Here is a 21446-nt window from a genome sequence, read left to right as displayed (position 1 = left end):
GAGAGGGTTAATGCTCCCTTTCCCTTTGGGAGAGGGCCGGGGTGAGGGGAGGGTTACACCCAGTCCCGAACCTGAATAAACTCACGCAAGGCAGCCTCCGGGCTGCCTTCTTTTGGTTCGTAGCAGTACTCCCAGCGCACCAGCGGCGGCATCGACATCAGAATCGACTCCGTGCGCCCGCCGGTCTGCAGGCCGAACAGCGTCCCGCGATCCCACACCAGGTTGAACTCCACGTAGCGCCCGCGGCGGTAGAGCTGGAACTCACGCTCGCGTACGCCGTAGTCGGTATTTTTACGGCGCTCGACAATCGGCAGATAGGCGTCGGTATAGCCTTCGCCTACCGCACGCATAAAGCTGAACGCGGTATCAAAATCAGGCGTGTTGAGATCGTCAAAGAACAGCCCGCCGATGCCGCGCTGCTCGTCGCGGTGCTTCAGGTAAAAGTAGTCATCGCACCACTTTTTAAATTTCGGGTAGACGTCTTCGCCAAACGGCAGACAAAGGTCCCGTGCGGTGGTGTGCCAGTGCACGGCATCCTCTTCGAAGCCGTAGTAGGGCGTTAAATCGAAACCGCCGCCGAACCACCAGACCGGGTCGGCGCCCGGTTTTTCCGCAATGAAAAAGCGCACGTTGGCGTGGCTGGTGGGCACAAACGGGTTATGCGGGTGCACTACCAGCGAAACGCCCATCGCCTCGAAGCTGCGGCCCGCGAGTTCAGGACGATGTGCCGTCGCAGACGCGGGCATGGCGTCGCCGTGAACGTGGGAAAAATTCACGCCCGCCTGTTCGAAGATGCCGCCGTTTCGCAGCACCCGGCTGCGCCCGCCGCCCCCGGCCTCGCGCTGCCAGTTATCTTCCTGAAATTCACCGCCGTCTGCGGCAGCCAGTTTCTGGCAGATTTCATCCTGCAGCTGCAGCAGGAAGGTTTTGACCAGTTGAGCATCGGGTTTCATCAACGTTTCCTGGAGTGCGCTTTCTGGTTATCGAACCAGTTGAAGTAACTGATAATGCCGGAGGCGATGGCGTTGGCGATCTTCTGGCGAAACGCCGTGGTGCCGAGGAGCCGCTCTTCTTCCGGGTTGGTAATGAAGGACGTTTCCACCAGCACGGACGGGATGGACGGTGACTTCAGCACCACGAACGCCGCCTGCTCGGTGCCTTTGCTGTGCAGACGATGCACCGGCTTAATCTTCTTCAGAATATGCGAGCCGAGCGTCAGGCTGTTTTTGATCGTATCCGTCTGCACGAGGTCGAACAGCACCTGCTGTAGCAGGTGGTCTTTGTCAGTGGCTTTCTTCCCGGCGACTTCATCCGCCCGGTTTTCGCGGTCGGAGAGGTATTTTGCCATGGCGCTACTGGCGCCACGGTTGGAAAGCGCAAACACCGAGGCGCCGGCTGCGGAAGGGTTGGTAAAACCGTCGGCGTGAATCGACATAAACAGATCCGCACCGTGCTGGTGGGCGATCTCAACGCGGTCATACAGCGGAATAAAGGTGTCGCCAGAGCGCGTCAGACGGGCGTCAATGCCGTTGCTGCGTAAAATTGCGCGCACGTTTTTTGCAATTGCCAGCACGACGTGTTTTTCTTTCGACCCGTTTTTGCCGATAGCGCCGGTATCAATACCGCCGTGGCCCGGATCGAGCATCACCAGACGCTTCGCGCCCGGCTTTTTGGTTTTCGGTTTGCTGTGTCCGTTACTGGTTTTGAGCGTGCTCTCGTCTTTCGCCTGAGCCTGCTTTGCGATGCCCGTTAACGTTAAGGCCGCCAGCCCCGCTTTGAGAACCTGACGACGCGATGTGAGTGCTTTTAATGGTTTGAATGTGCTCATGCGGCCTGAATACTAAAAAATGGGGTCCTGGTGTTATATCGTATCGTGTTTCCCGTTACGACAGTCCATATTGAGAATTGTTTTACTTTTCATTTCAATACGTGACAAAGTGACATTATGCCAAATTTTGGCGAGATTTTCCCCGGTTATTGGCGAAAGGCGAGCTTCGCGCCATAATCACTGTTTTTAAACCCGAAAAGGCGGTTAATACCATGGAGATACGCGTTTTTCGCCAGGAAGATTTCGAAGAGGTGATCACCCTTTGGGAGCGCTGCGATCTGCTGCGTCCGTGGAACGATCCGGAAATGGATATCGAACGTAAGGTGAATCACGACGTCAGTCTGTTTCTGGTCGCGGAAGTCAACGGTGAGGTTGTGGGGACGGTAATGGGCGGTTACGACGGCCACCGCGGCTCGGCCTATTATCTGGGCGTCCACCCGGAATACCGTGGCCGCGGCATCGCCAATGCGCTGCTGAACCGGCTCGAGAAGAAGCTGATCGCCCGCGGCTGCCCGAAAATCCAGATCATGGTGCGGGAAGATAACGACGTGGTGCTGGGCATGTATGAGCGTCTGGGCTACGAGCATTCCGACGTGCTGAGTTTAGGAAAGCGTCTGATCGAAGATGAAGAGTACTGAGATCCACCCGGCAGACTATGACGCGCAGGGCCGCGTCAGGCTGCCCTTTTTATTCTGGTGCGTTCTGCTGCTCCAGGCCCGCACCTGGGTGCTGTTTGTAATGGCCGGAGCGTCGCGCGGGCAGGGCGATACGCTGCTGAATCTCTTCTATCCCGATCACGATGCATTCTGGATCGGATTACTGCCGGGCATTCCGGCCGTACTGGCTTTTTTGGTCAGCGGACGGCGGCATTTGATACCACGCTTTTGGCGCGCGCTTCGCTGGCTGCTGATCCTCGCCCAGGTTGCGCTGCTCTTCTGGCAGCCGGTACTCTGGTGGTACGGTGAACCGCTGACGGGCACCGGCGTTGCGCTGGTGGTTGCCGATATTGTGGCCCTGCTGTGGCTGCTGACCAACCCGCGTCTTCGCGCCTGTTTTGCGCATCAGGATGATTAATCCGGCACTTTTTGCCGATGTCGCACTCCAACAAGCGTTGATTTAACAAGAAAGGACGTTTCAATGAAATCGCTGCGTTTACTTTTATGCGCTCTCCCGCTGGCGTTGACCGGCTGTTCGACGCTCTCCTCCATTAACTGGTCCGCCGCGTATCCGTGGAACTGGTTTGGCTCATCAACGGAAGTGACCGAGCAGGGCGTGGGGAAAATTACCGCCGCGACGGCGCTGGATCAGAATGCTATTCAGGATGCGCTCAGCGGCGATTACCGCCTGCGCAGCGGCATGAAAACGGAGAATGGCAATATTGTTCGCTATTACGAAGCGCTGAAGGGCGACAAGCTGGCGCTGGTGATCAACGGTGACAAAGGCACGGTAAACCGAATTGCCGTTATGGATGAAGATATCCCGACGGCGAGCGGTGTAAAGGTGGGAACGCCGTTTAGCGAGCTTTATAAGCAGGCCTTTGGCAACTGCACCAGCGTGCCGTCTGACGACAAGGTCGCGGTGGAATGTAAGGCTGAAGGCAGCCAGCACATCAGCTATGTCTTCACCGGAACCTGGAGCGGTCCGGAAGGTCTGATGCCGTCTGACGACACGCTTAAGAGCTGGAAAGTGAGCAAAATACTCTGGAAGCAGTAATTTGCGCCTGAACAAACCGCCTCGCTGAAATCCGGGTATAATAGCCGCCATCAATGCCACGCTGACGTGGCATCTTTATTTCAGGAGGAGCGATGTCTCAGGTTCAGAGTGGCATTTTGCCAGAACATTGCCGCGCGGCGATTTGGATTGAAGCCAATGTTAAAGGGGACGTGGATGCCCTGCGTGCGGCCAGTAAAGCGTTTGTTGATAAGCTGGCGACCTTCCAGGCCAAATTCCCGGAAGCCCACCTCGGCGCCGTTGTTGCCTTTGGCAATAACGTCTGGCGTCAGCTGAGCGGTGGCGAAGGGGCGGAAGAGCTGAAAGACTTCATCCCTTACGGCAAAGGTCTGGCTCCGGCAACCCAGTACGACGTGCTGATCCACATTCTCTCCCTGCGTCACGACGTGAATTTCTCCGTTGCCCAGGCGGCAGTAGCGGCCTTTGGCGACAGCATTGAGGTACAGGAAGAGGTTCACGGCTTCCGCTGGGTGGAAGAGCGCGATCTGAGCGGCTTCGTCGACGGCACCGAAAACCCGGCGGGTGAAGAGACGCGTCGCGACGTGGCGGTGATTAAAGACGGCGTGGACGCGGGCGGCAGCTACGTGTTCGTGCAGCGCTGGGAGCACAACCTCAAGCAGCTTAACCGCATGAGCGTGCACGACCAGGAGATGATGATTGGTCGTACTAAAGAAGCCAACGAAGAGATCGACGGCGACGACCGCCCTGTGACCTCTCACCTGACCCGCGTTGACCTGAAAGAAGACGGTAAAGGGCTGAAGATTGTCCGCCAGAGCCTGCCGTACGGCACGGCAAGCGGCACGCACGGCCTTTACTTCTGCGCCTACTGCGCGCGCCTGCATAACATTGAGCAGCAGCTGCTGAGCATGTTCGGCGATACCGACGGCAAGCGCGACGCCATGCTGCGCTTCACCAAACCGGTGACCGGCGGCTACTACTTTGCGCCGTCCGTTGAGCGTCTGCTGGCGCTGTAATGTCCTTTCTCCCTCTCCCTGCGGGAGAGGGCTGGGGTGAGGGCATCAGGCCTCACCCTTATTCCCTTTTCTGCTTCTAAATCACCAAACGGTATATAAAACCGTTACTCCTTTCATCCCCGTTATAAATATTATGACTATAAGATAGTCATCACATTTATAAGGGTGCGCAATGGCCGTTACTGTACTGAAAAAAGGAACTCTGGCGCTGGCAGGTTTACTGCTGGTGGCACAGGCGCAGGCGACTGAACTGTTAAACAGTTCGTATGACGTCTCCCGCGAGCTGTTTGCCGCCCTTAATCCACCGTTCGAACAGCAGTGGGCAAAAGACAATAACGGCGACAAGCTGACCATCAAGCAGTCCCACGCCGGGTCGTCCAAGCAGGCGCTGGCGATTTTGCAGGGCCTGAAGGCGGATGTGGTGACCTACAACCAGGTGACTGACGTGCAGATCCTGCACGACAAAGGCAAGCTGATCCCAGCGGACTGGCAGAGCCGACTGCCGAACAATAGCTCACCGTTCTATTCCACCATGGGCTTCCTGGTGCGTAAGGGCAACCCGAAGAATATCCATGACTGGAGCGACCTGGTGCGTTCCGACGTGAAGCTGATTTTCCCGAACCCAAAAACCTCCGGTAACGCGCGTTATACCTATTTAGCGGCGTGGGGCGCGGCGGACAAGGCTGACGGTAACGATAAAGCCAAAACCGAGCAGTTCATGACCCAGTTCCTGAAAAACGTCGAAGTGTTTGATACCGGCGGCCGCGGGGCGACCACGACCTTCGCAGAACGCGGTCTCGGCGATGTGCTCATCAGCTTCGAATCGGAAGTGAATAACATCCGTAAACAGTACGAAGCGCAGGGCTTCGAGGTCGTTATCCCGAAAACCAACATCCTGGCCGAATTCCCGGTGGCGTGGGTGGATAAAAACGTGCAGGCAAACGGTACCGAGAAAGCGGCAAAAGCCTATCTCAACTACCTGTACAGCCCGCAGGCGCAGACCATCATTACCGATTACTACTACCGCGTGAACAACCCGGACGTAATGAACAAGCTGAAAGATAAGTTCCCGCAGACCGATTTGTTCCGCGTGGAAGATCATTTCGGCTCCTGGCCTGATGTGATGAAAACGCATTTTGCCAGCGGCGGTGAGTTAGACAAACTACTGGCGGCGGGGCATAAGTAATGTTTGCAGTTTCGACAAAACGCGTGCTGCCGGGCTTTACCTTAAGCCTCGGGACCAGCCTGCTGTTCGTCTGCCTGATCCTGCTGTTGCCGCTAAGCGCGCTGGTGATGCAGCTTGCTCAGATGAGCTGGGCGCAGTACTGGGACGTGGTCACCAACCCGCAGGTGGTGGCGGCCTATAAGGTGACGCTGCTGTCGGCGTTTGTCGCCTCCATTTTTAACGGCGTGTTTGGCCTGCTGATGGCGTGGATCTTAACCCGCTATCGCTTCCCGGGCCGCACGCTGCTTGACGCCCTGATGGATCTGCCGTTTGCGCTGCCGACGGCGGTGGCGGGCTTAACCCTCGCGTCGCTCTTCTCCGTGAACGGGCTGTACGGCGAGTGGCTGGCGAAATTTGACATTAAAGTGACCTACACCTGGCTCGGTATCGCGGTGGCGATGGCCTTTACCAGCATCCCGTTTGTGGTCCGTACCGTGCAGCCGGTGCTGGAAGAGTTGGGTCCGGAATACGAAGAAGCAGCGGAAACGCTGGGCGCCACGCGCTGGCAGAGCTTCCGCAAGGTGGTCCTGCCGGAGCTCTCTCCGGCGCTGATGGCGGGTGTTGCGCTGTCGTTTACCCGCAGCCTCGGTGAGTTCGGCGCGGTGATTTTTATCGCCGGGAACATCGCCTGGAAAACAGAAGTCACCTCGCTGATGATTTTCATCCGTTTGCAGGAGTTTGATTATCCGGCGGCGAGCGCAATTGCCTCGGTGATCCTGGCGGCCTCGCTGCTGCTGCTGTACTCGATTAACACTCTGCAAAGTCGCTTTGGTCGACGTGTGGTAGGTCACTGATGGCGGAAGTTACGCAATTGAAGCGATACGATGCACCCCGTATTAACTGGGGCAAATGGTTTCTGATTGGGGCGGGCGTGCTGGTTTCCGCCCTCATTCTCGTCGTGCCGACGGTATATATCTTCGTTCAGGCGTTCAGCAAGGGGCTGATGCCTGCGCTGGAAAACCTGGCGAACCCGGATATGCTGCATGCCATCTGGCTGACCGTGCTGATTGCGTTGATCACCGTGCCGGTGAACCTCGTGTTCGGGACCCTGTTGGCCTGGCTGGTGACCCGCTTTAACTTCCCGGGACGTCAGCTGCTGCTGACCCTTCTGGACATTCCTTTCGCCGTATCGCCGGTGGTGGCGGGTCTGGTGTACCTGCTCTTTTACGGCTCCAACGGTCCGTTGGGCGGCTGGCTGGATGAGCATAACCTGCAAATCATGTTCGCCTGGCCGGGCATGGTGCTGGTCACCATCTTCGTGACCTGTCCGTTTGTGGTGCGTGAGCTGGTGCCGGTGATGTTAAGCCAGGGGAGCAACGAAGACGAAGCGGCGGTGCTGCTGGGCGCGTCGGGCTGGCAGATGTTCCGTCGCGTGACGCTGCCGAATATCCGCTGGGCGCTGCTTTACGGCGTGGTGCTGACCAACGCCCGCGCGATCGGTGAGTTCGGTGCCGTTTCCGTCGTCTCCGGCTCCATCCGGGGTGAAACCCTGTCGCTGCCGCTACAGATTGAACTGCTGCAGCAGGACTACAACACCATCGGCTCGTTTACTGCCGCAGCGTTGCTGACGCTGATGGCCATTTTGACCCTGTTTTTGAAGAGTGTGGTGCAGTGGCGTTTAGAAAATCAGGAAAAACGTCAGCATCAGGAGGGAAATCATGAGCATTGAGATTGCCAATATTAAGAAGTCTTTTGGTCGCACCCAGGTGCTGAATGATATCTCGCTGGATATCCCTTCCGGACAAATGGTGGCGCTGCTGGGGCCGTCTGGCTCGGGTAAAACCACGCTGCTGCGTATCATCGCCGGGCTTGAGCATCAGACCAGCGGGCACATCCGCTTTCACGGCACCGACGTCAGCCGCCTGCACGCCCGCGATCGTAAAGTAGGATTTGTATTCCAGCATTACGCACTGTTCCGCCACATGACCGTGTTCGACAACATCGCGTTTGGCCTGACCGTGCTGCCGCGTCGCGAGCGCCCGGATGCGGCAACCATTAAGGCGAAAGTGACCAAACTGCTGGAGATGGTGCAGCTGGCTCACCTGGCGGACCGTTTCCCTGCCCAGCTGTCCGGCGGGCAGAAACAGCGCGTGGCGCTGGCGCGCGCGCTGGCCGTTGAGCCGCAAATTCTGCTGCTGGATGAACCCTTCGGCGCGCTGGATGCGCAGGTGCGTAAAGAGCTGCGCCGCTGGCTGCGCCAGCTGCATGAAGAGCTGAAATTCACCAGCGTCTTCGTGACCCACGATCAGGAAGAGGCGATGGAAGTTGCGGATCGCGTGGTGGTCATGAGCCAGGGCAACATTGAGCAGGTTGACGAGCCGGAGCAGCTCTGGCGTGAACCCGCGACCCGCTTCGTGCTGGAGTTTATGGGCGAGGTAAACCGTCTGCAGGGTACCATTCGCGGCGGTCAGTTCCACGTCGGCGCGCACCGCTGGCCGCTGGGCTATACCTCCGCGCATCAGGGGCCGGTCGATCTTTTCCTGCGTCCGTGGGAAGTGGACGTGAGCCGCCGAACCAGCCTGGATTCACCGCTGCCGGTGCAGGTGCTGGAAGCTAGCCCTAAAGGTCACTACACCCAATTGGTGGTACAGCCGCTGGGCTGGTATACCGAGCCGCTGACCGTTGTCATGCGCGACGACGTGCCGCCGCACCGGGGCGAGCGCCTGTTTGTTGGGCTGCAGCATGCCCGGATTTATCACGGGAAGGAGCGCATCGAGACGCGCGAGGATATTGCTCTGGCGGAGTCAGCCTGATAGGTTATTAGGATGTTTATCGCCCGGTGGCGCTGCGCTGACCGGGCCTACAGTTATCACTGCGTCTTGTAGGCCGGGATCGCTGCGCGCGCCCCGGCTTTTTTATTGAGTAAAAATCGTGAATACACTCGAACACACCATCGGCAACACTCCTCTGGTCAAGCTTCAGCGCATGGGGCCGAACAACGGCAGCGAAATCTGGGTCAAACTCGAAGGCAATAACCCGGCGGGGTCGGTGAAAGACCGCGCGGCGCTGTCGATGATTGTCCAGGCCGAAAAACGCGGAGAAATTAAGCCAGGCGACGTGCTGATTGAGGCCACCAGCGGCAACACCGGTATCGCCCTGGCGATGATTGCGGCTCTGAAAGGCTACCGCATGAAGCTGCTGATGCCGGACAACATGAGCCAGGAGCGCCGCGCCGCGATGCGTGCCTACGGAGCCGAGCTGATTCTGGTGACCAAAGAGCAGGGAATGGAAGGCGCGCGCGACCTGGCGTTAGAAATGGCCGAGCGCGGTGAGGGTAAACTGCTGGATCAGTTCAACAACCCGGACAACCCGTACGCGCACTACACCACCACCGGCCCGGAAATCTGGCAGCAAACCGACGGGCGTATCACCCATTTTGTCTCCAGCATGGGCACCACCGGCACCATTACCGGGGTATCGCGTTTTCTGCGCGAGCAGGAAAAAGCCGTCACCATCGTTGGCCTCCAGCCGGAAGAGGGGAGCAGCATTCCGGGCATTCGCCGCTGGCCGGCGGAGTATATGCCCGGCATCTTTAATGCGCAGCTGGTGGACCAGGTGCTGGATCTTCACCAGCGCGAGGCGGAAAATACCATGCGTGAGCTGGCCGTGCGCGAAGGTATCTTCTGCGGCGTCAGCTCGGGCGGCGCGGTAGCGGGTGCGATTCGGGTAGCGCAGGCAAACCCGGGTGCCGTAGTGGTGGCGATTATTTGCGATCGCGGCGATCGCTATCTGTCTACCGGTGTCTTTGGTGAAGAGAGTTATTCGCAGGGGGCGGGGATTTAAGCGTCATGGAGATGATTCTATTCCGGGATAACACCCGGGCGCAGCAAACCGATATTGTCGCCGTGCAGTCACAGGTGGTTTACGGCAGCGTGGGGAACAGCATTGCGGTACCGAATATTCGTACCCACAGGCTGAACGTTACCGCCGTGCCGACGGTACTGTTTAGCAACACGCCGCACTACGACACGTTTTATGGTGGAGTGATCCCCGACGAGTGGTTCAGCGGCTATCTTAAGGCGCTGGAAGAGCGCGAGATCCTGCGCGAGCTTAAAGCGGTCACCACCGGCTATATGGGCAGCGCCAGCCAGATCGTCCTGCTGGCTCAATGGCTGAAGGCGGTCAAAGCGCAGCATCCTGACCTGCTGGTGTTGGTCGACCCGGTTATCGGCGATATCGACAGCGGTATGTACGTTAAGCCTGAGATCCCGCAGGCGTATCGGGAACACCTGCTGCCGCTGGCGCAGGGGATTACGCCGAACGTCTATGAGCTGGAAGTGTTAAGCGGCAAACCGTGCCGTACGCCGGAAAGCGCCATCGCGGCGGCGCAGGGACTGCTCTCCGAGAGCCTGAAATGGGTGGCGATCACCAGCGCGCCGGTGGCCGATGACCCGGAAAACATCCACGTAGTGCTGGTGACGAATGAAGGCGTGACCGTCAGCGCACATCCGCGCGTAGAAACCGATCTGAAAGGGACGGGCGATCTGTTCTGTTCAGAGCTGGTGAGCGGAATTGTAGAGGGGAAAACCATTGCCGATGCTATTCGCATGGCCGGCGATCGGGTGACTGATGTGATGCTTTATACCCAGTCGAAAGGCTACGACGAGCTTATCCTCCCCGCATAAACAAAAATGGCGCCCGAAGGCGCCATTTTTCTGTGCGGCAAGAATTACTTCTTGATGCGGATAACCGGGGTTTCACCCACGGTGACGCTGCCAGACAGTTTGATCAGTTCTTTGATTTCGTCCATGTTGGAGATAACAACCGGCGTCAGGGTAGACTTGGCTTTTTCTTCCAGCAGTGGCAGATCGAATTCAATTACCGGGTCGCCAACTTTAACACGCTGGCCTTCTTCCGCGATACGTTTGAAGCCTTCGCCTTTCAGTTCAACGGTGTCGATACCGAAGTGAACGAACAGTTCGATACCGCTATCAGATTCGATAGAGAACGCATGGTTGGTTTCAAAAATTTTACCGATGGTGCCGTCAACTGGAGCAACCATTTTGTTGCCAGTTGGTTTGATAGCAATGCCATCACCAACGATTTTCTCAGCAAACACTACATCCGGCACGTCTTCGATGTTGACGATCTCGCCGGAGAGCGGAGCAACAATCTCAATAGTTCCGGAGTCTTTTTTATCATCAGAAACCAGAGATTTCAGTTTATCGAACAAACCCATGATCTTCTCCTAAGCAGTAAATTGGGCCGCATCTCGTGGATTAGCAGATTGTTTTTTCTTCAATGAACTTGTTAACCAGCGTCATTAACTCGTCCGTTGTCGGTTGAGCAAGAGCCTGCTCTGCTAATACCTTCGCATCTTCGAAGTTCGTGTTACGGATAATCTTCTTAATGCGCGGGATGGAAATGGCGCTCATAGAGAATTCGTCCAGACCCATACCCAGCAACAGAAGTGTAGCACGTTCGTCGCCTGCAAGCTCACCACACATGCCAGTCCATTTACCTTCTGCATGAGAAGCATCAATAACTTGCTTGATCAAGTTCAGTACGGACGGTGACATTGGCTGGTAGAGATGTGAAATCATATCATTACCACGGTCAACTGCCAGGGTGTACTGCGTTAAATCATTGGTGCCGATACTAAAGAAATCAACTTCTTTGGCTAAATGACGCGCAATGGTCGCCGCCGCAGGTGTTTCCACCATCACGCCGATCTCGATTGACTCGTCAAACGCTTTACCTTCGTCGCGCAGTTCCTGTTTGTAGATTTCGATCTCTTTCTTCAGTGCACGCACTTCTTCAACAGAGATGATCATCGGGAACATGATGCGCAGTTTACCGAAAGCAGAGGCACGCAGGATCGCGCGAACCTGGTCACGCAGGATCTCTTTACGATCCATCGCGATACGGATTGCACGCCAGCCCAGGAACGGGTTCTCTTCTTTCGGGAAGTTCATGTACGGCAGCTCTTTGTCGCCGCCGATGTCCATGGTACGGACGATAACCGCCTGAGAGCCACACGCTTCAGCCACGGCTTTATAAGCAGCAAACTGCTCTTCTTCCGTTGGCAGCGCGTCGCGGTCCATGAACAGGAATTCTGTACGATAGAGACCGACGCCTTCCGCACCGTTGCGCTCTGCGCCATCAACGTCGCGGACGGTACCGATGTTTGCGCACACTTCTACCTGATGACCGTCCAGGGTGATGGCTGGCAGGTCTTTCAGCTTAGCGAGTTCCGCTTTTTCAGTCGCAACCTGCTCCTGAACCGCGCGCAGTTTATCGATCTCTTCATTGGTTGGGTTGACGTAAACCAGATTGTTTACGGCATCCAGAATCAGATAGTCGCCGTTTTTCACCTGAGAGGTGACGCTACCGGTACCCACGATGGCAGGGAGTTCCAGAGAGCGCGCCATGATAGAGGTGTGGGAAGTACGGCCACCCGCGTCGGTGATGAAACCGAGGACCTTTTTCAGGTTCAGCTGTGCGGTTTCAGACGGGGTGAGGTCAGCGGCAACCAGGATAACTTCATCCTGAATCGCGCTCAGGTCGATGATGGCCAGACCCAGGATGTTGCGCAGCAGGCGCTTACCGATGTCACGTACGTCAGCCGCACGCTCTTTCAGGTATTCATCATCCAGTTCTTCCAGGGCAGTTGCCTGACCTTCGATAACTTCATGCGCAGCCGCGTCGGCCGTCATGCCTTTATCTTTAATCAGGGCTATGATTTCCTGCTCCAGCTCCTCATCTTCGAGCAGCATGATGTGCCCTTCGAAGATGGCTTCTTTTTCTTCACCGAAAGTTTCGCCAGCTTTAGTTTTGATTGCTTCCAGTTGCGCAGATGCCTTGGCACGACCGCTCAGAAAACGTTCAACTTCCTGATCAACCTTGTCGGCAGAAATTTTTTTCCGGTCGATGACGATCTCGTCTTCTTTCAGCAGCAGTGCTTTGCCGAAAGCGATACCCGGGGATGCTAAAATGCCTGAAATCATAACCCTACCTTACTTGTGACTGATATTTAAAAGAACCCGGAAACTTACTCGAGCTCAGCCATCAGTTTTACCAGATGCTCAACTGCTTTCTGCTCGTCTTCACCTTCTGCAGAGATGGTGACAACGGTGCCCTGAGTCAGGCCCAGAGTCTGCAGTTTGAACAGGCTTTTTGCGCTCGCGCTTTTGCCGTTGGAAGTCACAGTGATTTCAGAAGTGAAGCCTTTTGCTTCTTTAACAAACTGAGCAGCAGGGCGGGTGTGCAGACCGTTCGGAGCGGTAATGGTAACTTCTTGCTGGAACATTGTATTTCCCCAACTTATAGGTTTAGTGTTGTGGAACTAAAGTCTAGCCTGGCGACTGAACTTTAGCCTGTATTGTTAGCGCTGACGTTTCGATCGTCATTAAACATTATGCAGCGAAAGCAAGACTTGAACCAAATCATAAAATCGATTCAGCAAGGCTATTTCATTCACCGATTAATTTCACGCATCAAAATAATTGCTGGTTTAAATACCAGACCCAACGGGGTGAAGCAATGCCAGGAGGGGCAAAAGTTTGAAGCAGGCCACAAAAAAGCACCTGAAAAGGTGCTTTTTTACGCGTTATTAACATGCTGGCACTACTGTTGCAGTTCTTTTTCGGTAAACAGATCGGCAAACAGTGCGGTGCTCAAGTAACGCTCGCCCGAAGAAGGAAGGATAACCACAATATTCTTGTTGGTAAAGGCTTCATCTTCCTGAAGCTTGAGAGCTGCCGCAACGGCTGCACCGGAAGAGATACCCGCCAGAATGCCTTCTTCATCCATCAGGCGACGCGCGGTAGAAATGGCTTCTTCGTTAGTGATGGTCACCACTTTATCGATCAGCTTCAGATCCAGGTTGCCCGGAATGAAGCCTGCGCCAATACCCTGAATTTTATGCGGACCTGGTTTAAGCTCTTCGCCCGCCAGTGCCTGGGTGATAACCGGTGAGTCAGTTGGCTCAACGGCAACGGTGATCAGGTCTTTTTTACCCTTTGTGCCTTTAATATAGCGTGACACACCGGTCAGCGTACCGCCGGTACCTACGCCGGAGATAAAGACGTCAACCTGGCCGTCGGTATCTTCCCAGATTTCCGGACCGGTGGTCTTCTCGTGAATTTCCGGGTTAGCCGGGTTGCTGAACTGCTGCAGCAGCAGATATTTCGCCGGATCGCTGGCCACAATCTCTTCAGCTTTCTGAATGGCGCCCTTCATGCCCTTCGCGCCTTCGGTCAGCACCAGGTTCGCGCCCAGCGCTTTGAGCAGCTTACGACGCTCGATGCTCATGGTTTCTGGCATGGTCAGCGTCAGCTTGTAGCCACGCGCGGCAGCCACATAGGCCAGAGCGATACCGGTGTTCCCGCTGGTCGGTTCCACCAGCTCAACGCCAGGCTTCAGCACGCCACGTTTTTCAGCATCCCAAATCATGTTTGCACCGATACGGCATTTTACGCTGAAGCTCGGGTTACGTGATTCGACCTTCGCCAGAATGCGTCCATTACCGATACGGTTCAGTCGAACCAGGGGCGTATGACCGATAGTCAGCGAGTTGTCTTCATAAATCTTACTCATGGCCTGTCCTTAACTGTATGAAATTGGGATACCGACCCAGCATACCTGTTGAGCAGGTAGGGGGAAGTAAGGAATTCGCATATCTATATACTGCAAGGAAATAATGGGGATCAGTATGGAATAAGGGGCGGCATAAGCCACCCCTGCTTTACACATTTTTGCATTATTTCCATAACGCGTGCTTAGCACGGTAGCAGTCGACCCACATCGCCGTCGCGCCGCAGACGGCGACGGGCATGATGAACAGATTCAGGAAGGGAATCATGGTGAACAGGCTGGTCAGCGCGCCAAACTGCATATTGGCGACCTTCTGGCTGCGCAGGGCGGTGCGCATCTCTTTAAACGGCACCTTGTGATTATCGAACGGATAGTCGCAGTACTGGATGGCCAGCATCCAGGCGCTGAACAGGAACCACAGCACCGGCGCTACCGTCTGGCCAATGCCTGGCACAAAGTATAGGATAAGCAGCACAATCGCGCGGGGCAGGTACCAGGCAAACTTCTGCCACTCGCGCTTCATGATGCGTGGCAGGTCTTTCATGATCCCCAGCACGCCCGTGTCCGGAGGCGTCGCGCCGGTAAGCCGCGCTTCAAGCTGTTCCGCCAGCAGACCGTTAAACGGTGCGGCGATCCAGTTCGCAATCGTCGAGAAAAAATACCCAAATACCAGCAGCACGGAGATTACCGCCACCGGCCAGAGCAGGTAGTTAAGCCACTGCAGCCAGTCCGGCACGTAACTCATCAGCGACGGGATCCAGCTCTCCAGCTTTGTGAATAACCACCAGAACGCGCCGCCCATCAGAATAATGTTGATCAATAGCGGCAGAATGACGAAGCGTCGAATCCCCGGCAGGGAGACCAGTTTCCAGCCCTGAGAAAAATACCAGACGCCGCTGCGCGGGGGAGAAGAAGATGTTGAAACCATAGCCAGGCTGTACTCCTTTTTACACAACCAGTGGAATTGCCCGCCTATATTATCCACTTACGGAGCAATGACCAGTTCGGAAATGTTCGAAAAACCAGCAAAAAGCACGATTTCCTTCATCTTTATGCTGTGAATGCTCTGCACACACTTGCACTTGACGTAAACGGCAAATACTCTTAGTGAGTAAATGTTTGCCGTGGTGGCAAGGTGTTAGAACAACAGAGAATATAATGATGCAGGATTTGCGTCTGATATTAATCATTGTTGGCGCGATCGCCATAATCGCTTTACTGGTACATGGTTTCTGGACCAGCCGTAAAGAGCGTTCCTCGATGTTTCGCGATCGCCCACTGAAGCGCATGAAGTCCAGTCGTGACGACGATGACAGTGAAGATGACATCGACGGCAGCGATGACGACGGCGTGGGTGAAGTTCGTGTTCATCGGGTCAATACTGCGCCCGGCGCAGGCCATGGGGAGCATGAAGCGCCTCGTCCTTCGCAGCACCAGTATCAACCGCCGTATGCTTCTGCACAGCCGCGCCAGCCAGCGCCGCAGCCTGTGGAAGAGCCGGTGCGCCAGCCGCCGCAACAGCCTGTCTATCAGCAGCCTGCTGCGCCACAGCCGGTTCAACAGCAGCCGGTGCAGCAGCCCGTGCAGCAACAGCCTGCTCAGCCGGTACAACAACCGCAGCAGCCTGTTCACGCACAGCCTGCGCCTCAGCCTGCTCCGGCCCCGCACGTTGAGCCTGAGCCCGTTGTAGAGCCAGAGCTGGTTGTTGAAAAACCACAGCGTAAAGAAGCGGTGATCATCATGAACGTGGCCGCGCATCACGGCAGCCATCTCAACGGTGACGTGCTGCTCAACAGTATTCAACAGGCAGGATTCAAGTTTGGCGATATGAACATTTTCCATCGCCATCTGAGCCCTGACGGTAGCGGTCCGTCGCTGTTCAGCCTGGCCAACATGGTTAACCCTGGCACCTTTGATCCGGAAATGACCGGTGATTTCGTGACCCCGGGCGTCACTATCTTTATGCAGGTGCCTTCTTACGGCGACGAACTGCAAAACTTTAAGCTGATGCTGCAGTCCGCTCAGCACATCGCTGACGAAGTCGGCGGCGTGGTGCTCGACGATCAGCGTCGAATGATGACCCCGCAGAAGCTGCGCGAGTATCAGGACCGCATCCGCGAAGTTAAGGAAGCTAACGCGTAATCGTCGCGTTTACTTCAACTCCTCCTCAACCCCCGCCTGTCGGGGGTTTTTTCTCATTGATGGTGCGATATGGACTCAATCGAACAACAACTCACTGAACTGCGAACCACGCTTCGCCATCATGAATATCTCTATCATGTTATGGACGCGCCGGAAGTCCCGGATGCCGAATATGACCGCCTGATGCGCGAGCTGCGCGAATTAGAGGCGCAGCATCCGGAGCTTATCACGCCGGATTCACCCACCCAGCGCGTCGGCGCTGAGCCGCTGGGCGCTTTCAGCCAGGTGCGCCATGAGGTGCCGATGCTGTCGCTGGATAACGTCTTCGATGAAGAGAGCTTCCTCGCGTTTAACAAGCGCGTGCAGGATCGCCTGAAAAGCAGCGACTCCCTCACCTGGTGCTGCGAGCTCAAGCTGGATGGCCTGGCGGTCAGTCTTCTCTACGAAAACGGCGTGCTGGTGCGCGCCGCGACGCGTGGCGACGGCACGACGGGCGAAGACATCACCACCAACGTGCGTACCATCCGCGCGATCCCGCTGAAGTTGCAGGGTGACAACATTCCCGCGCGTCTGGAAGTGCGCGGCGAGGTGTTCCTGCCCCAGGCGGGCTTCGAGAAAATTAACGAAGAGGCGCGTCGCACCGGCGGGAAGGTGTTTGCTAACCCGCGTAACGCGGCGGCGGGCTCTCTGCGCCAGCTTGACCCGCGTATTACCGCGAAGCGACCGCTTACTTTCTTCTGCTACGGCGTCGGTATTCTTGAGGGCGGCGAGCTGCCGGACACGCACCTCGGGCGTCTGCTGCAGTTTAAAGCGTGGGGCCTGCCGGTGAGCAACCGCGTTCAGCTCTGCGACTCGCCGGAAGCGGTGCTGGCGTTCTATCACAAGGTGGAAGAGGACCGTCCGACGCTCGGGTTTGATATTGATGGCGTCGTCATCAAGGTGAATTCACTGGCGCTGCAGGAGCAGCTGGGCTTTGTGGCGCGCGCGCCGCGCTGGGCGGTGGCGTTTAAGTTCCCTGCTCAGGAGCAGATGACCTTCGTTCGCGACGTGGAGTTCCAGGTCGGCCGTACGGGGGCCATTACCCCGGTTGCCCGTCTCGAGCCCGTGCAGGTTGCGGGCGTGCTGGTAAGTAATGCCACGCTGCATAACGCCGATGAAATCGAACGTCTGGGCCTGCGTATTGGTGACAAAGTGGTGATTCGCCGCGCGGGCGACGTTATCCCGCAGGTGGTTAACGTTGTGGAGTCAGAGCGTCCTGCCGATACGCGCGAGATCGTCTTCCCGACCCATTGCCCGGTGTGCGGCTCCGACGTTGAGCGTGTGGAAGGTGAAGCGGTGGCGCGCTGTACGGGTGGCTTAATCTGTGGCGCGCAGCGTAAAGAGTCGCTGAAGCACTTCGTCTCCCGTCGGGCGATGGACGTCGACGGCATGGGCGACAAGATTATCGATCAGCTGGTTGAGAAAGAGTATGTCCATACGCCAGCGGATCTCTTCAGGCTGACGGCAGGTAAACTGACCGGTCTGGATCGCATGGGGCCAAAGTCAGCCCAGAATGTGGTTAACGCGCTGGAAGCCGCAAAAGAGACGACCTTTGCCCGCTTCCTGTACGCGCTGGGCATCCGTGAAGTGGGTGAGGCGACGGCGGCGGGCCTGGCGGCGTACTTTGGTACGCTGGAGGCGCTGGAAAAGGCTAGCATCGACGAGCTGCAGAAAGTCCCTGACGTTGGCATTGTGGTCGCCACGCACGTATTTAACTTCTTCGCCGAAGAGAGCAACCGTGAAGTCATCGGCAAGCTGCTGGAAGAGGGCATTAAGTGGCCCGCGCCGGTAGTGGTTAACGCCGAAGAGATCGACAGCCCGTTCGCCGGTAAAACGGTAGTCCTGACCGGCAGCCTGAGCCAGCTTTCACGCGACGATGCGAAAGCGCGCCTGGTGGCGCTGGGGGCCAAAGTGGCGGGCAGCGTGTCGAAGAAAACCGACCTGGTGATCGCCGGGGAAGCGGCGGGCTCGAAGCTGGCAAAAGCCCAGGAGCTCGGCATTGCTGTTATCGACGAAGCGGAAATGATGCGTCTGTTAGGAGAGTAACGTGGAGAAAGAACAGCTCGTTGAGATCGCCAATACGGAGATGCCGTTCGGTAAATACAAGGGCCGCAGGCTGATTGATTTGCCGGAGGAGTATCTGCTGTGGTTTGCCCGCAAGGATGAATTCCCGGCAGGGCGGCTGGGCGAGCTGATGGCTATCACGTTACTGATCAAAACCGAGGGGCTGACCCAGCTGGTTCAGCCCCTTAAACGTCCTTAAGCCTTCGCGGCGCGGGTCTCTTCCTGCGCCAGCTTTTCGGTCTGGCGCTTGTAGCGACGCGCCAGCACCGCGCAGACCATCAGCTGGATCTGGTGGAAAATCATCAGCGGAAGCACCATCATCCCAATCACCGAGGTCGGGAACAGAATGTTGGCCATCGGGATACCGTTCGCCAGGCTCTTTTTGGAACCGCAGAAGACAATGGTGATTTCATCCGCTTTGCTGAAGCCGCACCTGCGTGCCACAAAGACGTTTACCGCAATCACAATCGCCAGCAGTACGAGGCTGACCACCACGATAAATAGCAGCGAGCCTGCGCCTACCTTATGCCAGATCCCGTTCACGACCGCTTCGCTGAAGGCGGAATAGACCACCAGCAGAATCGACGACTGGTCGGTTTTTGAGATCCATTTCTTGTGCTTTGCCACGAACGCCCCGGTCCATGGACGGGATAAATGCCCCAGGACAAACGGGAGCAGCAGCTGCAGGCAGATTTTTCCAACCTGCTCAAGGTTACCTTCCGCACCGTGCATGTTCATCAGCAGGCCCACCAGCAGTGGGGAAACGAAAATCCCTAACAGGCTGGATGCCGATGCCGAGCAAACCGCGGCCGCAACGTTTCCTCCCGCGAGAGAGGTAAAGGCAATGGCGGACTGCACGGTAGCCGGAAGAATACAGAGATACAGGAAACCGGTGTAGAGCGCCGGGTCGACGTTAACCGGCGCCCACCAGGCAAACAGCACCCCGAGGATTGGGAACAGAATGAACGTGCTGCACATTACCCAGAGATGCAGCCGCCAGTGGCTACCGCCGGCAATAATGGCTTCGCGGGAGAGTTTTGCACCGTGCATAAAGAACAGCAGTGCGATGGCGGCCGTCGTCAGCCCTTCAAAGAACGGGACGAAAGCGCCACGGGCCGGGAAAAACGAGGCCAGTAAAACGGTAACCACCAGGGTAAGCGTGAACGGATCAAGAATACGAAATAGTTTCATAATGACTCCTGAAATCAGATGTCGCTATTGTGCTTTTTTCTATTTGAGAAATAAAATTGATTTATTGCATCCATTCATGAATGAAACAGATGAATTATTCCTTACGTCAGCTTCGTATTTTCGTCACCGTCGCTCACGCCCGCAGCTTTAGCCGGGCAGGGGAGACGATCGGCCTGAGCCAGTCGGCGGTCAGCCACAGCGTGAAAGAGCTGGAGAATCAGACCGGGGTGAAGTTGCTTGACCGCACCACGCGCGAAGTGGTGCTTACCGAAGCGGGGCAGCAGCTCGCCCTGCGTCTTGAACGATTGCTGGATGAGCTAAACAGCACGCTCAGAGACGTGGGGAGGCTGGGGCAGCAGCTTTCGGGGACCGTGCGCGTCGCGGCCAGTCAGACAATCTCTGCGCACCTTATCCCGCAGTGTATTGCCGAGGGCAGTCATCGCTACCCGGACATTGATTTTGTCCTGCATGACAGGCCGCAGCAGTGGGTGCTGGAGAGCATCCGCCAGGGCGATGTGGATTTTGGTATTGTTATCGATCCCGGTCAGGTGAGCGATCTGGCGTGCGAAAGCGTACTTTCTGAGCCCTTTTTGCTGCTCTGCCGTGACGACGACCCGCTGGCCAGGTTGCCGGAGGTCAGCTGGCAATCCCTGCAGGGCGCGAACCTGGTTTTACAGGATTATGCCTCGGGCAGCCGTCCGCTGATTGATTCCGCGCTGGTGAATCAGGGAGTAAAGGCAACTATCGTGCAGGAGATTGGCCACCCGGCGACGCTGTTTCCGATGGTAGAAGCCGGCATTGGCATCAGCGTCTTGCCCGCCCTGGCGCTTCCCCTGCCGCAGGGAAGCCGGCTGGCCGTCAGGCGATTAACGCCCGTTGTCGAGCGAAAGCTGATGCTGGTGCGGCGAAAAAATCGCTCACTCTCGGGGGCGGCGCAGGCTATCTGGGAAGTGGTGCGTATCCAGGCACAACGATTAACCGAAGCCCGCATACGCGACCCACTGTTTAACGCATCAGGAGATTAGATGTAGATATCAATCTGATTAGTGTCTGACGGGCTATTTACCCCTTCCACTTTGCCCAGCTTTTGATCCTGCTTCTTCTGGGCCTCTTCGGCCTGCTGGCGCTGCAGCGCGGCGAGCTGCGCCTGCAGCACTTTGATCTGGGTCTGAATAAGTTCCTGCTGCTTCTTCTTCTCATCGGTGCTGACAGGGCTGTTCGCCAGCTCTTTTAACTGTTGAGTCAGCTTTTTGATCTTGTCGAGAATGCGGGTGATTTGCGCAGAGATATCGTTACTGCTCGAAGTTCCACTCGCGCCGCTGGTTTGAATCTGTTGGGTTGAAGCCTGAATGGTCGTCATACTTTTTCCTCGCGTTATAAAACAGAGGTATCGGCACCGACGGGATTAGCTTGAGCAAAACTGCCATATCTGGCAGGGAGTTGCATCGATACACAATCAGTATTGATGGTGCGGTAAAGTTACTGGAAGCCGGAAGTAGACAAACTGCAGATAGCAAAAAGGCGCCTTTAGGGCGCCTTTCTACATTGGTGGGTCGTGCAGGATTCGAACCTGCGACCAATTGATTAAAAGTCAACTGCTCTACCAACTGAGCTAACGACCCGAAATGGTGGGCGATGACGGGCTCGAACCGCCGACCCCCTCCGTGTAAAGGAGATGCTCTACCAACTGAGCTAATCGCCCATTTCGGAACTGCTG

The 21446-nt window shown here is 56.5% G+C and carries 23 protein-coding genes and 2 tRNA genes; 14 read left to right on the top strand and 11 right to left on the bottom strand.

Going from position 1 to position 21446, the window contains the following annotated elements; translation table 11 throughout:
* Positions 1-53: 53 nt before the first annotated feature.
* Positions 54-953: an oxygen-dependent coproporphyrinogen oxidase gene (gene hemF / locus DFO52_RS06290; RefSeq protein ID WP_029739984.1), complete on the bottom strand. Its 900-nt coding sequence runs from the start codon at positions 951-953 to the stop codon at positions 54-56.
* Positions 953-1828, bottom strand: coding sequence for an N-acetylmuramoyl-L-alanine amidase AmiA (amiA, locus tag DFO52_RS06285; protein WP_023308739.1), 876 nt, complete (start codon positions 1826-1828; stop codon positions 953-955). Before amiA ends, hemF begins: the two co-directional genes overlap by 1 nt.
* A 212-nt stretch (positions 1829-2040) precedes the next feature.
* Between amiA and DFO52_RS06275 the strand changes: the two genes are divergently transcribed.
* The 10 genes from DFO52_RS06275 (at position 2041) to pdxK (ending at position 10383) form a co-directional block, all read left to right on the top strand.
* Positions 2041-2466 (top strand): GNAT family acetyltransferase, encoded by a 426-nt coding sequence (locus DFO52_RS06275; protein ID WP_023308738.1) that lies wholly within the window; start codon positions 2041-2043, stop codon positions 2464-2466.
* Positions 2453-2902: a DUF2919 domain-containing protein gene (locus tag DFO52_RS06270; protein WP_029739985.1), complete on the top strand. Its 450-nt coding sequence runs from the start codon at positions 2453-2455 to the stop codon at positions 2900-2902. Before DFO52_RS06275 ends, DFO52_RS06270 begins: the two co-directional genes overlap by 14 nt.
* 63 nt (positions 2903-2965) lie before the next feature.
* The gene (locus tag DFO52_RS06265) at positions 2966-3541 is read left to right on the top strand and encodes an RpoE-regulated lipoprotein (protein ID WP_029739986.1); all 576 of its coding nucleotides are present in this window, start codon (positions 2966-2968) and stop codon (positions 3539-3541) included.
* Between the two features lie 92 nt (positions 3542-3633).
* Positions 3634-4533: a Dyp-type peroxidase gene (locus tag DFO52_RS06260; RefSeq protein WP_029739987.1), complete on the top strand. Its 900-nt coding sequence runs from the start codon at positions 3634-3636 to the stop codon at positions 4531-4533.
* A 172-nt stretch (positions 4534-4705) separates the two neighbouring features.
* On the top strand, positions 4706-5719 hold the full coding sequence (locus DFO52_RS06255; RefSeq protein ID WP_023308734.1) for a sulfate ABC transporter substrate-binding protein: 1014 nt from the start codon (positions 4706-4708) through the stop codon (positions 5717-5719).
* Positions 5719-6552, top strand: a complete 834-nt coding sequence (cysT, locus tag DFO52_RS06250) for a sulfate/thiosulfate ABC transporter permease CysT (protein ID WP_004123378.1) — start codon at positions 5719-5721, stop codon at positions 6550-6552. Before DFO52_RS06255 ends, cysT begins: the two co-directional genes overlap by 1 nt.
* Complete coding sequence (cysW, locus tag DFO52_RS06245; RefSeq protein ID WP_023308733.1) at positions 6552-7427, top strand: sulfate/thiosulfate ABC transporter permease CysW; 876 nt, start codon at positions 6552-6554, stop codon at positions 7425-7427. The genes cysT and cysW overlap by 1 nt, the downstream gene beginning before the upstream one ends.
* Positions 7417-8511, top strand: coding sequence for a sulfate/thiosulfate ABC transporter ATP-binding protein CysA (cysA, locus tag DFO52_RS06240; RefSeq protein WP_008501607.1), 1095 nt, complete (start codon positions 7417-7419; stop codon positions 8509-8511). The genes cysW and cysA overlap by 11 nt, the downstream gene beginning before the upstream one ends.
* Positions 8512-8629: 118 nt before the next feature.
* Positions 8630-9541: a cysteine synthase CysM gene (cysM, locus tag DFO52_RS06235; RefSeq protein ID WP_029739989.1), complete on the top strand. Its 912-nt coding sequence runs from the start codon at positions 8630-8632 to the stop codon at positions 9539-9541.
* A gap of 5 nt (positions 9542-9546) precedes the next feature.
* Positions 9547-10383, top strand: coding sequence for a pyridoxine/pyridoxal/pyridoxamine kinase (gene pdxK / locus DFO52_RS06230; RefSeq protein WP_133549738.1), 837 nt, complete (start codon positions 9547-9549; stop codon positions 10381-10383).
* A gap of 44 nt (positions 10384-10427) precedes the next feature.
* On the opposite strand, the gene crr is transcribed toward pdxK, so the two are convergent.
* The 5 genes from crr to cysZ all read right to left on the bottom strand — a co-directional run bounded on the left by crr (position 10428) and on the right by cysZ (position 15221).
* Positions 10428-10937: a PTS glucose transporter subunit IIA gene (gene crr / locus DFO52_RS06225; RefSeq protein WP_003861316.1), complete on the bottom strand. Its 510-nt coding sequence runs from the start codon at positions 10935-10937 to the stop codon at positions 10428-10430.
* A gap of 40 nt (positions 10938-10977) precedes the next feature.
* A complete protein-coding gene (gene ptsI, locus DFO52_RS06220; protein WP_023332954.1) occupies positions 10978-12705 on the bottom strand; it encodes a phosphoenolpyruvate-protein phosphotransferase PtsI in 1728 nt (575 codons plus the stop codon).
* A gap of 44 nt (positions 12706-12749) precedes the next feature.
* Positions 12750-13007, bottom strand: coding sequence for a phosphocarrier protein Hpr (gene ptsH / locus DFO52_RS06215; protein ID WP_000487600.1), 258 nt, complete (start codon positions 13005-13007; stop codon positions 12750-12752).
* A 317-nt stretch (positions 13008-13324) separates the two neighbouring features.
* A complete protein-coding gene (gene cysK, locus DFO52_RS06200) occupies positions 13325-14296 on the bottom strand; it encodes a cysteine synthase A (RefSeq protein WP_014884739.1) in 972 nt (323 codons plus the stop codon).
* 163 nt (positions 14297-14459) lie between these two features.
* Complete coding sequence (gene cysZ, locus DFO52_RS06195; protein ID WP_023308728.1) at positions 14460-15221, bottom strand: sulfate transporter CysZ; 762 nt, start codon at positions 15219-15221, stop codon at positions 14460-14462.
* Between the two features lie 230 nt (positions 15222-15451).
* On the opposite strand from cysZ, the gene zipA reads away from it, so the two are divergent.
* The 3 genes from zipA to DFO52_RS06180 all read left to right on the top strand — a co-directional run bounded on the left by zipA (position 15452) and on the right by DFO52_RS06180 (position 18737).
* Complete coding sequence (zipA, locus tag DFO52_RS06190; protein ID WP_133549736.1) at positions 15452-16435, top strand: cell division protein ZipA; 984 nt, start codon at positions 15452-15454, stop codon at positions 16433-16435.
* Between the two features lie 69 nt (positions 16436-16504).
* Positions 16505-18520, top strand: a complete 2016-nt coding sequence (gene ligA / locus DFO52_RS06185; RefSeq protein ID WP_059347115.1) for an NAD-dependent DNA ligase LigA — start codon at positions 16505-16507, stop codon at positions 18518-18520.
* Position 18521: 1 nt separating this feature from the next.
* A complete protein-coding gene (locus DFO52_RS06180) occupies positions 18522-18737 on the top strand; it encodes a DUF3820 family protein (protein ID WP_003861328.1) in 216 nt (71 codons plus the stop codon).
* Here DFO52_RS06180 and DFO52_RS06175 read toward each other — a convergent pair.
* The gene (locus DFO52_RS06175; protein WP_047647131.1) at positions 18734-19729 is read right to left on the bottom strand and encodes a bile acid:sodium symporter family protein; all 996 of its coding nucleotides are present in this window, start codon (positions 19727-19729) and stop codon (positions 18734-18736) included. The two genes, DFO52_RS06180 and DFO52_RS06175, sit on opposite strands and share 4 nt — an antisense overlap.
* Before the next feature lie 89 nt (positions 19730-19818).
* Between DFO52_RS06175 and DFO52_RS06170 the strand changes: the two genes are divergently transcribed.
* Positions 19819-20754: a LysR family transcriptional regulator gene (locus DFO52_RS06170; RefSeq protein WP_133549734.1), complete on the top strand. Its 936-nt coding sequence runs from the start codon at positions 19819-19821 to the stop codon at positions 20752-20754.
* Here DFO52_RS06170 and DFO52_RS06165 read toward each other — a convergent pair.
* The 3 genes from DFO52_RS06165 to DFO52_RS06155 all read right to left on the bottom strand — a co-directional run bounded on the left by DFO52_RS06165 (position 20751) and on the right by DFO52_RS06155 (position 21431).
* Positions 20751-21089 (bottom strand): FlxA-like family protein, encoded by a 339-nt coding sequence (locus DFO52_RS06165; RefSeq protein WP_029740388.1) that lies wholly within the window; start codon positions 21087-21089, stop codon positions 20751-20753. The two genes, DFO52_RS06170 and DFO52_RS06165, sit on opposite strands and share 4 nt — an antisense overlap.
* A gap of 186 nt (positions 21090-21275) precedes the next feature.
* Positions 21276-21351 (bottom strand) — tRNA-Lys (locus tag DFO52_RS06160).
* 4 nt (positions 21352-21355) lie between these two features.
* A tRNA-Val gene (locus DFO52_RS06155) sits at positions 21356-21431 on the bottom strand.
* Positions 21432-21446 lie beyond the last annotated feature (15 nt).

The organism is Enterobacter sp. AG326 (assembly GCF_004362415.1).
Lineage (GTDB): Bacteria > Pseudomonadota > Gammaproteobacteria > Enterobacterales > Enterobacteriaceae > Enterobacter > Enterobacter asburiae.
Note: the sequence above shows the minus strand (reverse complement) of the source record. Positions and strands in the feature narration are given on the sequence as shown.

Bases quoted from the DNA above. Each gene is read 5' to 3' on its own strand.
- cysA (WP_008501607.1), top strand. From the start codon at position 7,417: ATGAGCATTGAGATTGCCAATATTAAGAAGTCTTTTGGTCGCACCCAG.
- cysK (WP_014884739.1), bottom strand. From the start codon at position 14,296: ATGAGTAAGATTTATGAAGACAACTCGCTGACTATCGGTCATACGCCC.
- ligA (WP_059347115.1), top strand. From the start codon at position 16,505: ATGGACTCAATCGAACAACAACTCACTGAACTGCGAACCACGCTTCGC.
- amiA (WP_023308739.1), bottom strand. From the start codon at position 1,828: ATGAGCACATTCAAACCATTAAAAGCACTCACATCGCGTCGTCAGGTT.
- zipA (WP_133549736.1), top strand. From the start codon at position 15,452: ATGATGCAGGATTTGCGTCTGATATTAATCATTGTTGGCGCGATCGCC.
- hemF (WP_029739984.1), bottom strand. From the start codon at position 953: ATGAAACCCGATGCTCAACTGGTCAAAACCTTCCTGCTGCAGCTGCAG.
- crr (WP_003861316.1), bottom strand. From the start codon at position 10,937: ATGGGTTTGTTCGATAAACTGAAATCTCTGGTTTCTGATGATAAAAAA.
- cysZ (WP_023308728.1), bottom strand. From the start codon at position 15,221: ATGGTTTCAACATCTTCTTCTCCCCCGCGCAGCGGCGTCTGGTATTTT.
- DFO52_RS06170 (WP_133549734.1), top strand. From the start codon at position 19,819: ATGAATTATTCCTTACGTCAGCTTCGTATTTTCGTCACCGTCGCTCAC.
- DFO52_RS06255 (WP_023308734.1), top strand. From the start codon at position 4,706: ATGGCCGTTACTGTACTGAAAAAAGGAACTCTGGCGCTGGCAGGTTTA.
- ptsI (WP_023332954.1), bottom strand. From the start codon at position 12,705: ATGATTTCAGGCATTTTAGCATCCCCGGGTATCGCTTTCGGCAAAGCA.
- DFO52_RS06270 (WP_029739985.1), top strand. From the start codon at position 2,453: ATGAAGAGTACTGAGATCCACCCGGCAGACTATGACGCGCAGGGCCGC.
- ptsH (WP_000487600.1), bottom strand. From the start codon at position 13,007: ATGTTCCAGCAAGAAGTTACCATTACCGCTCCGAACGGTCTGCACACC.
- DFO52_RS06275 (WP_023308738.1), top strand. From the start codon at position 2,041: ATGGAGATACGCGTTTTTCGCCAGGAAGATTTCGAAGAGGTGATCACC.
- DFO52_RS06260 (WP_029739987.1), top strand. From the start codon at position 3,634: ATGTCTCAGGTTCAGAGTGGCATTTTGCCAGAACATTGCCGCGCGGCG.
- cysT (WP_004123378.1), top strand. From the start codon at position 5,719: ATGTTTGCAGTTTCGACAAAACGCGTGCTGCCGGGCTTTACCTTAAGC.
- DFO52_RS06265 (WP_029739986.1), top strand. From the start codon at position 2,966: ATGAAATCGCTGCGTTTACTTTTATGCGCTCTCCCGCTGGCGTTGACC.
- DFO52_RS06165 (WP_029740388.1), bottom strand. From the start codon at position 21,089: ATGACGACCATTCAGGCTTCAACCCAACAGATTCAAACCAGCGGCGCG.
- pdxK (WP_133549738.1), top strand. From the start codon at position 9,547: ATGGAGATGATTCTATTCCGGGATAACACCCGGGCGCAGCAAACCGAT.
- DFO52_RS06175 (WP_047647131.1), bottom strand. From the start codon at position 19,729: ATGAAACTATTTCGTATTCTTGATCCGTTCACGCTTACCCTGGTGGTT.
- cysW (WP_023308733.1), top strand. From the start codon at position 6,552: ATGGCGGAAGTTACGCAATTGAAGCGATACGATGCACCCCGTATTAAC.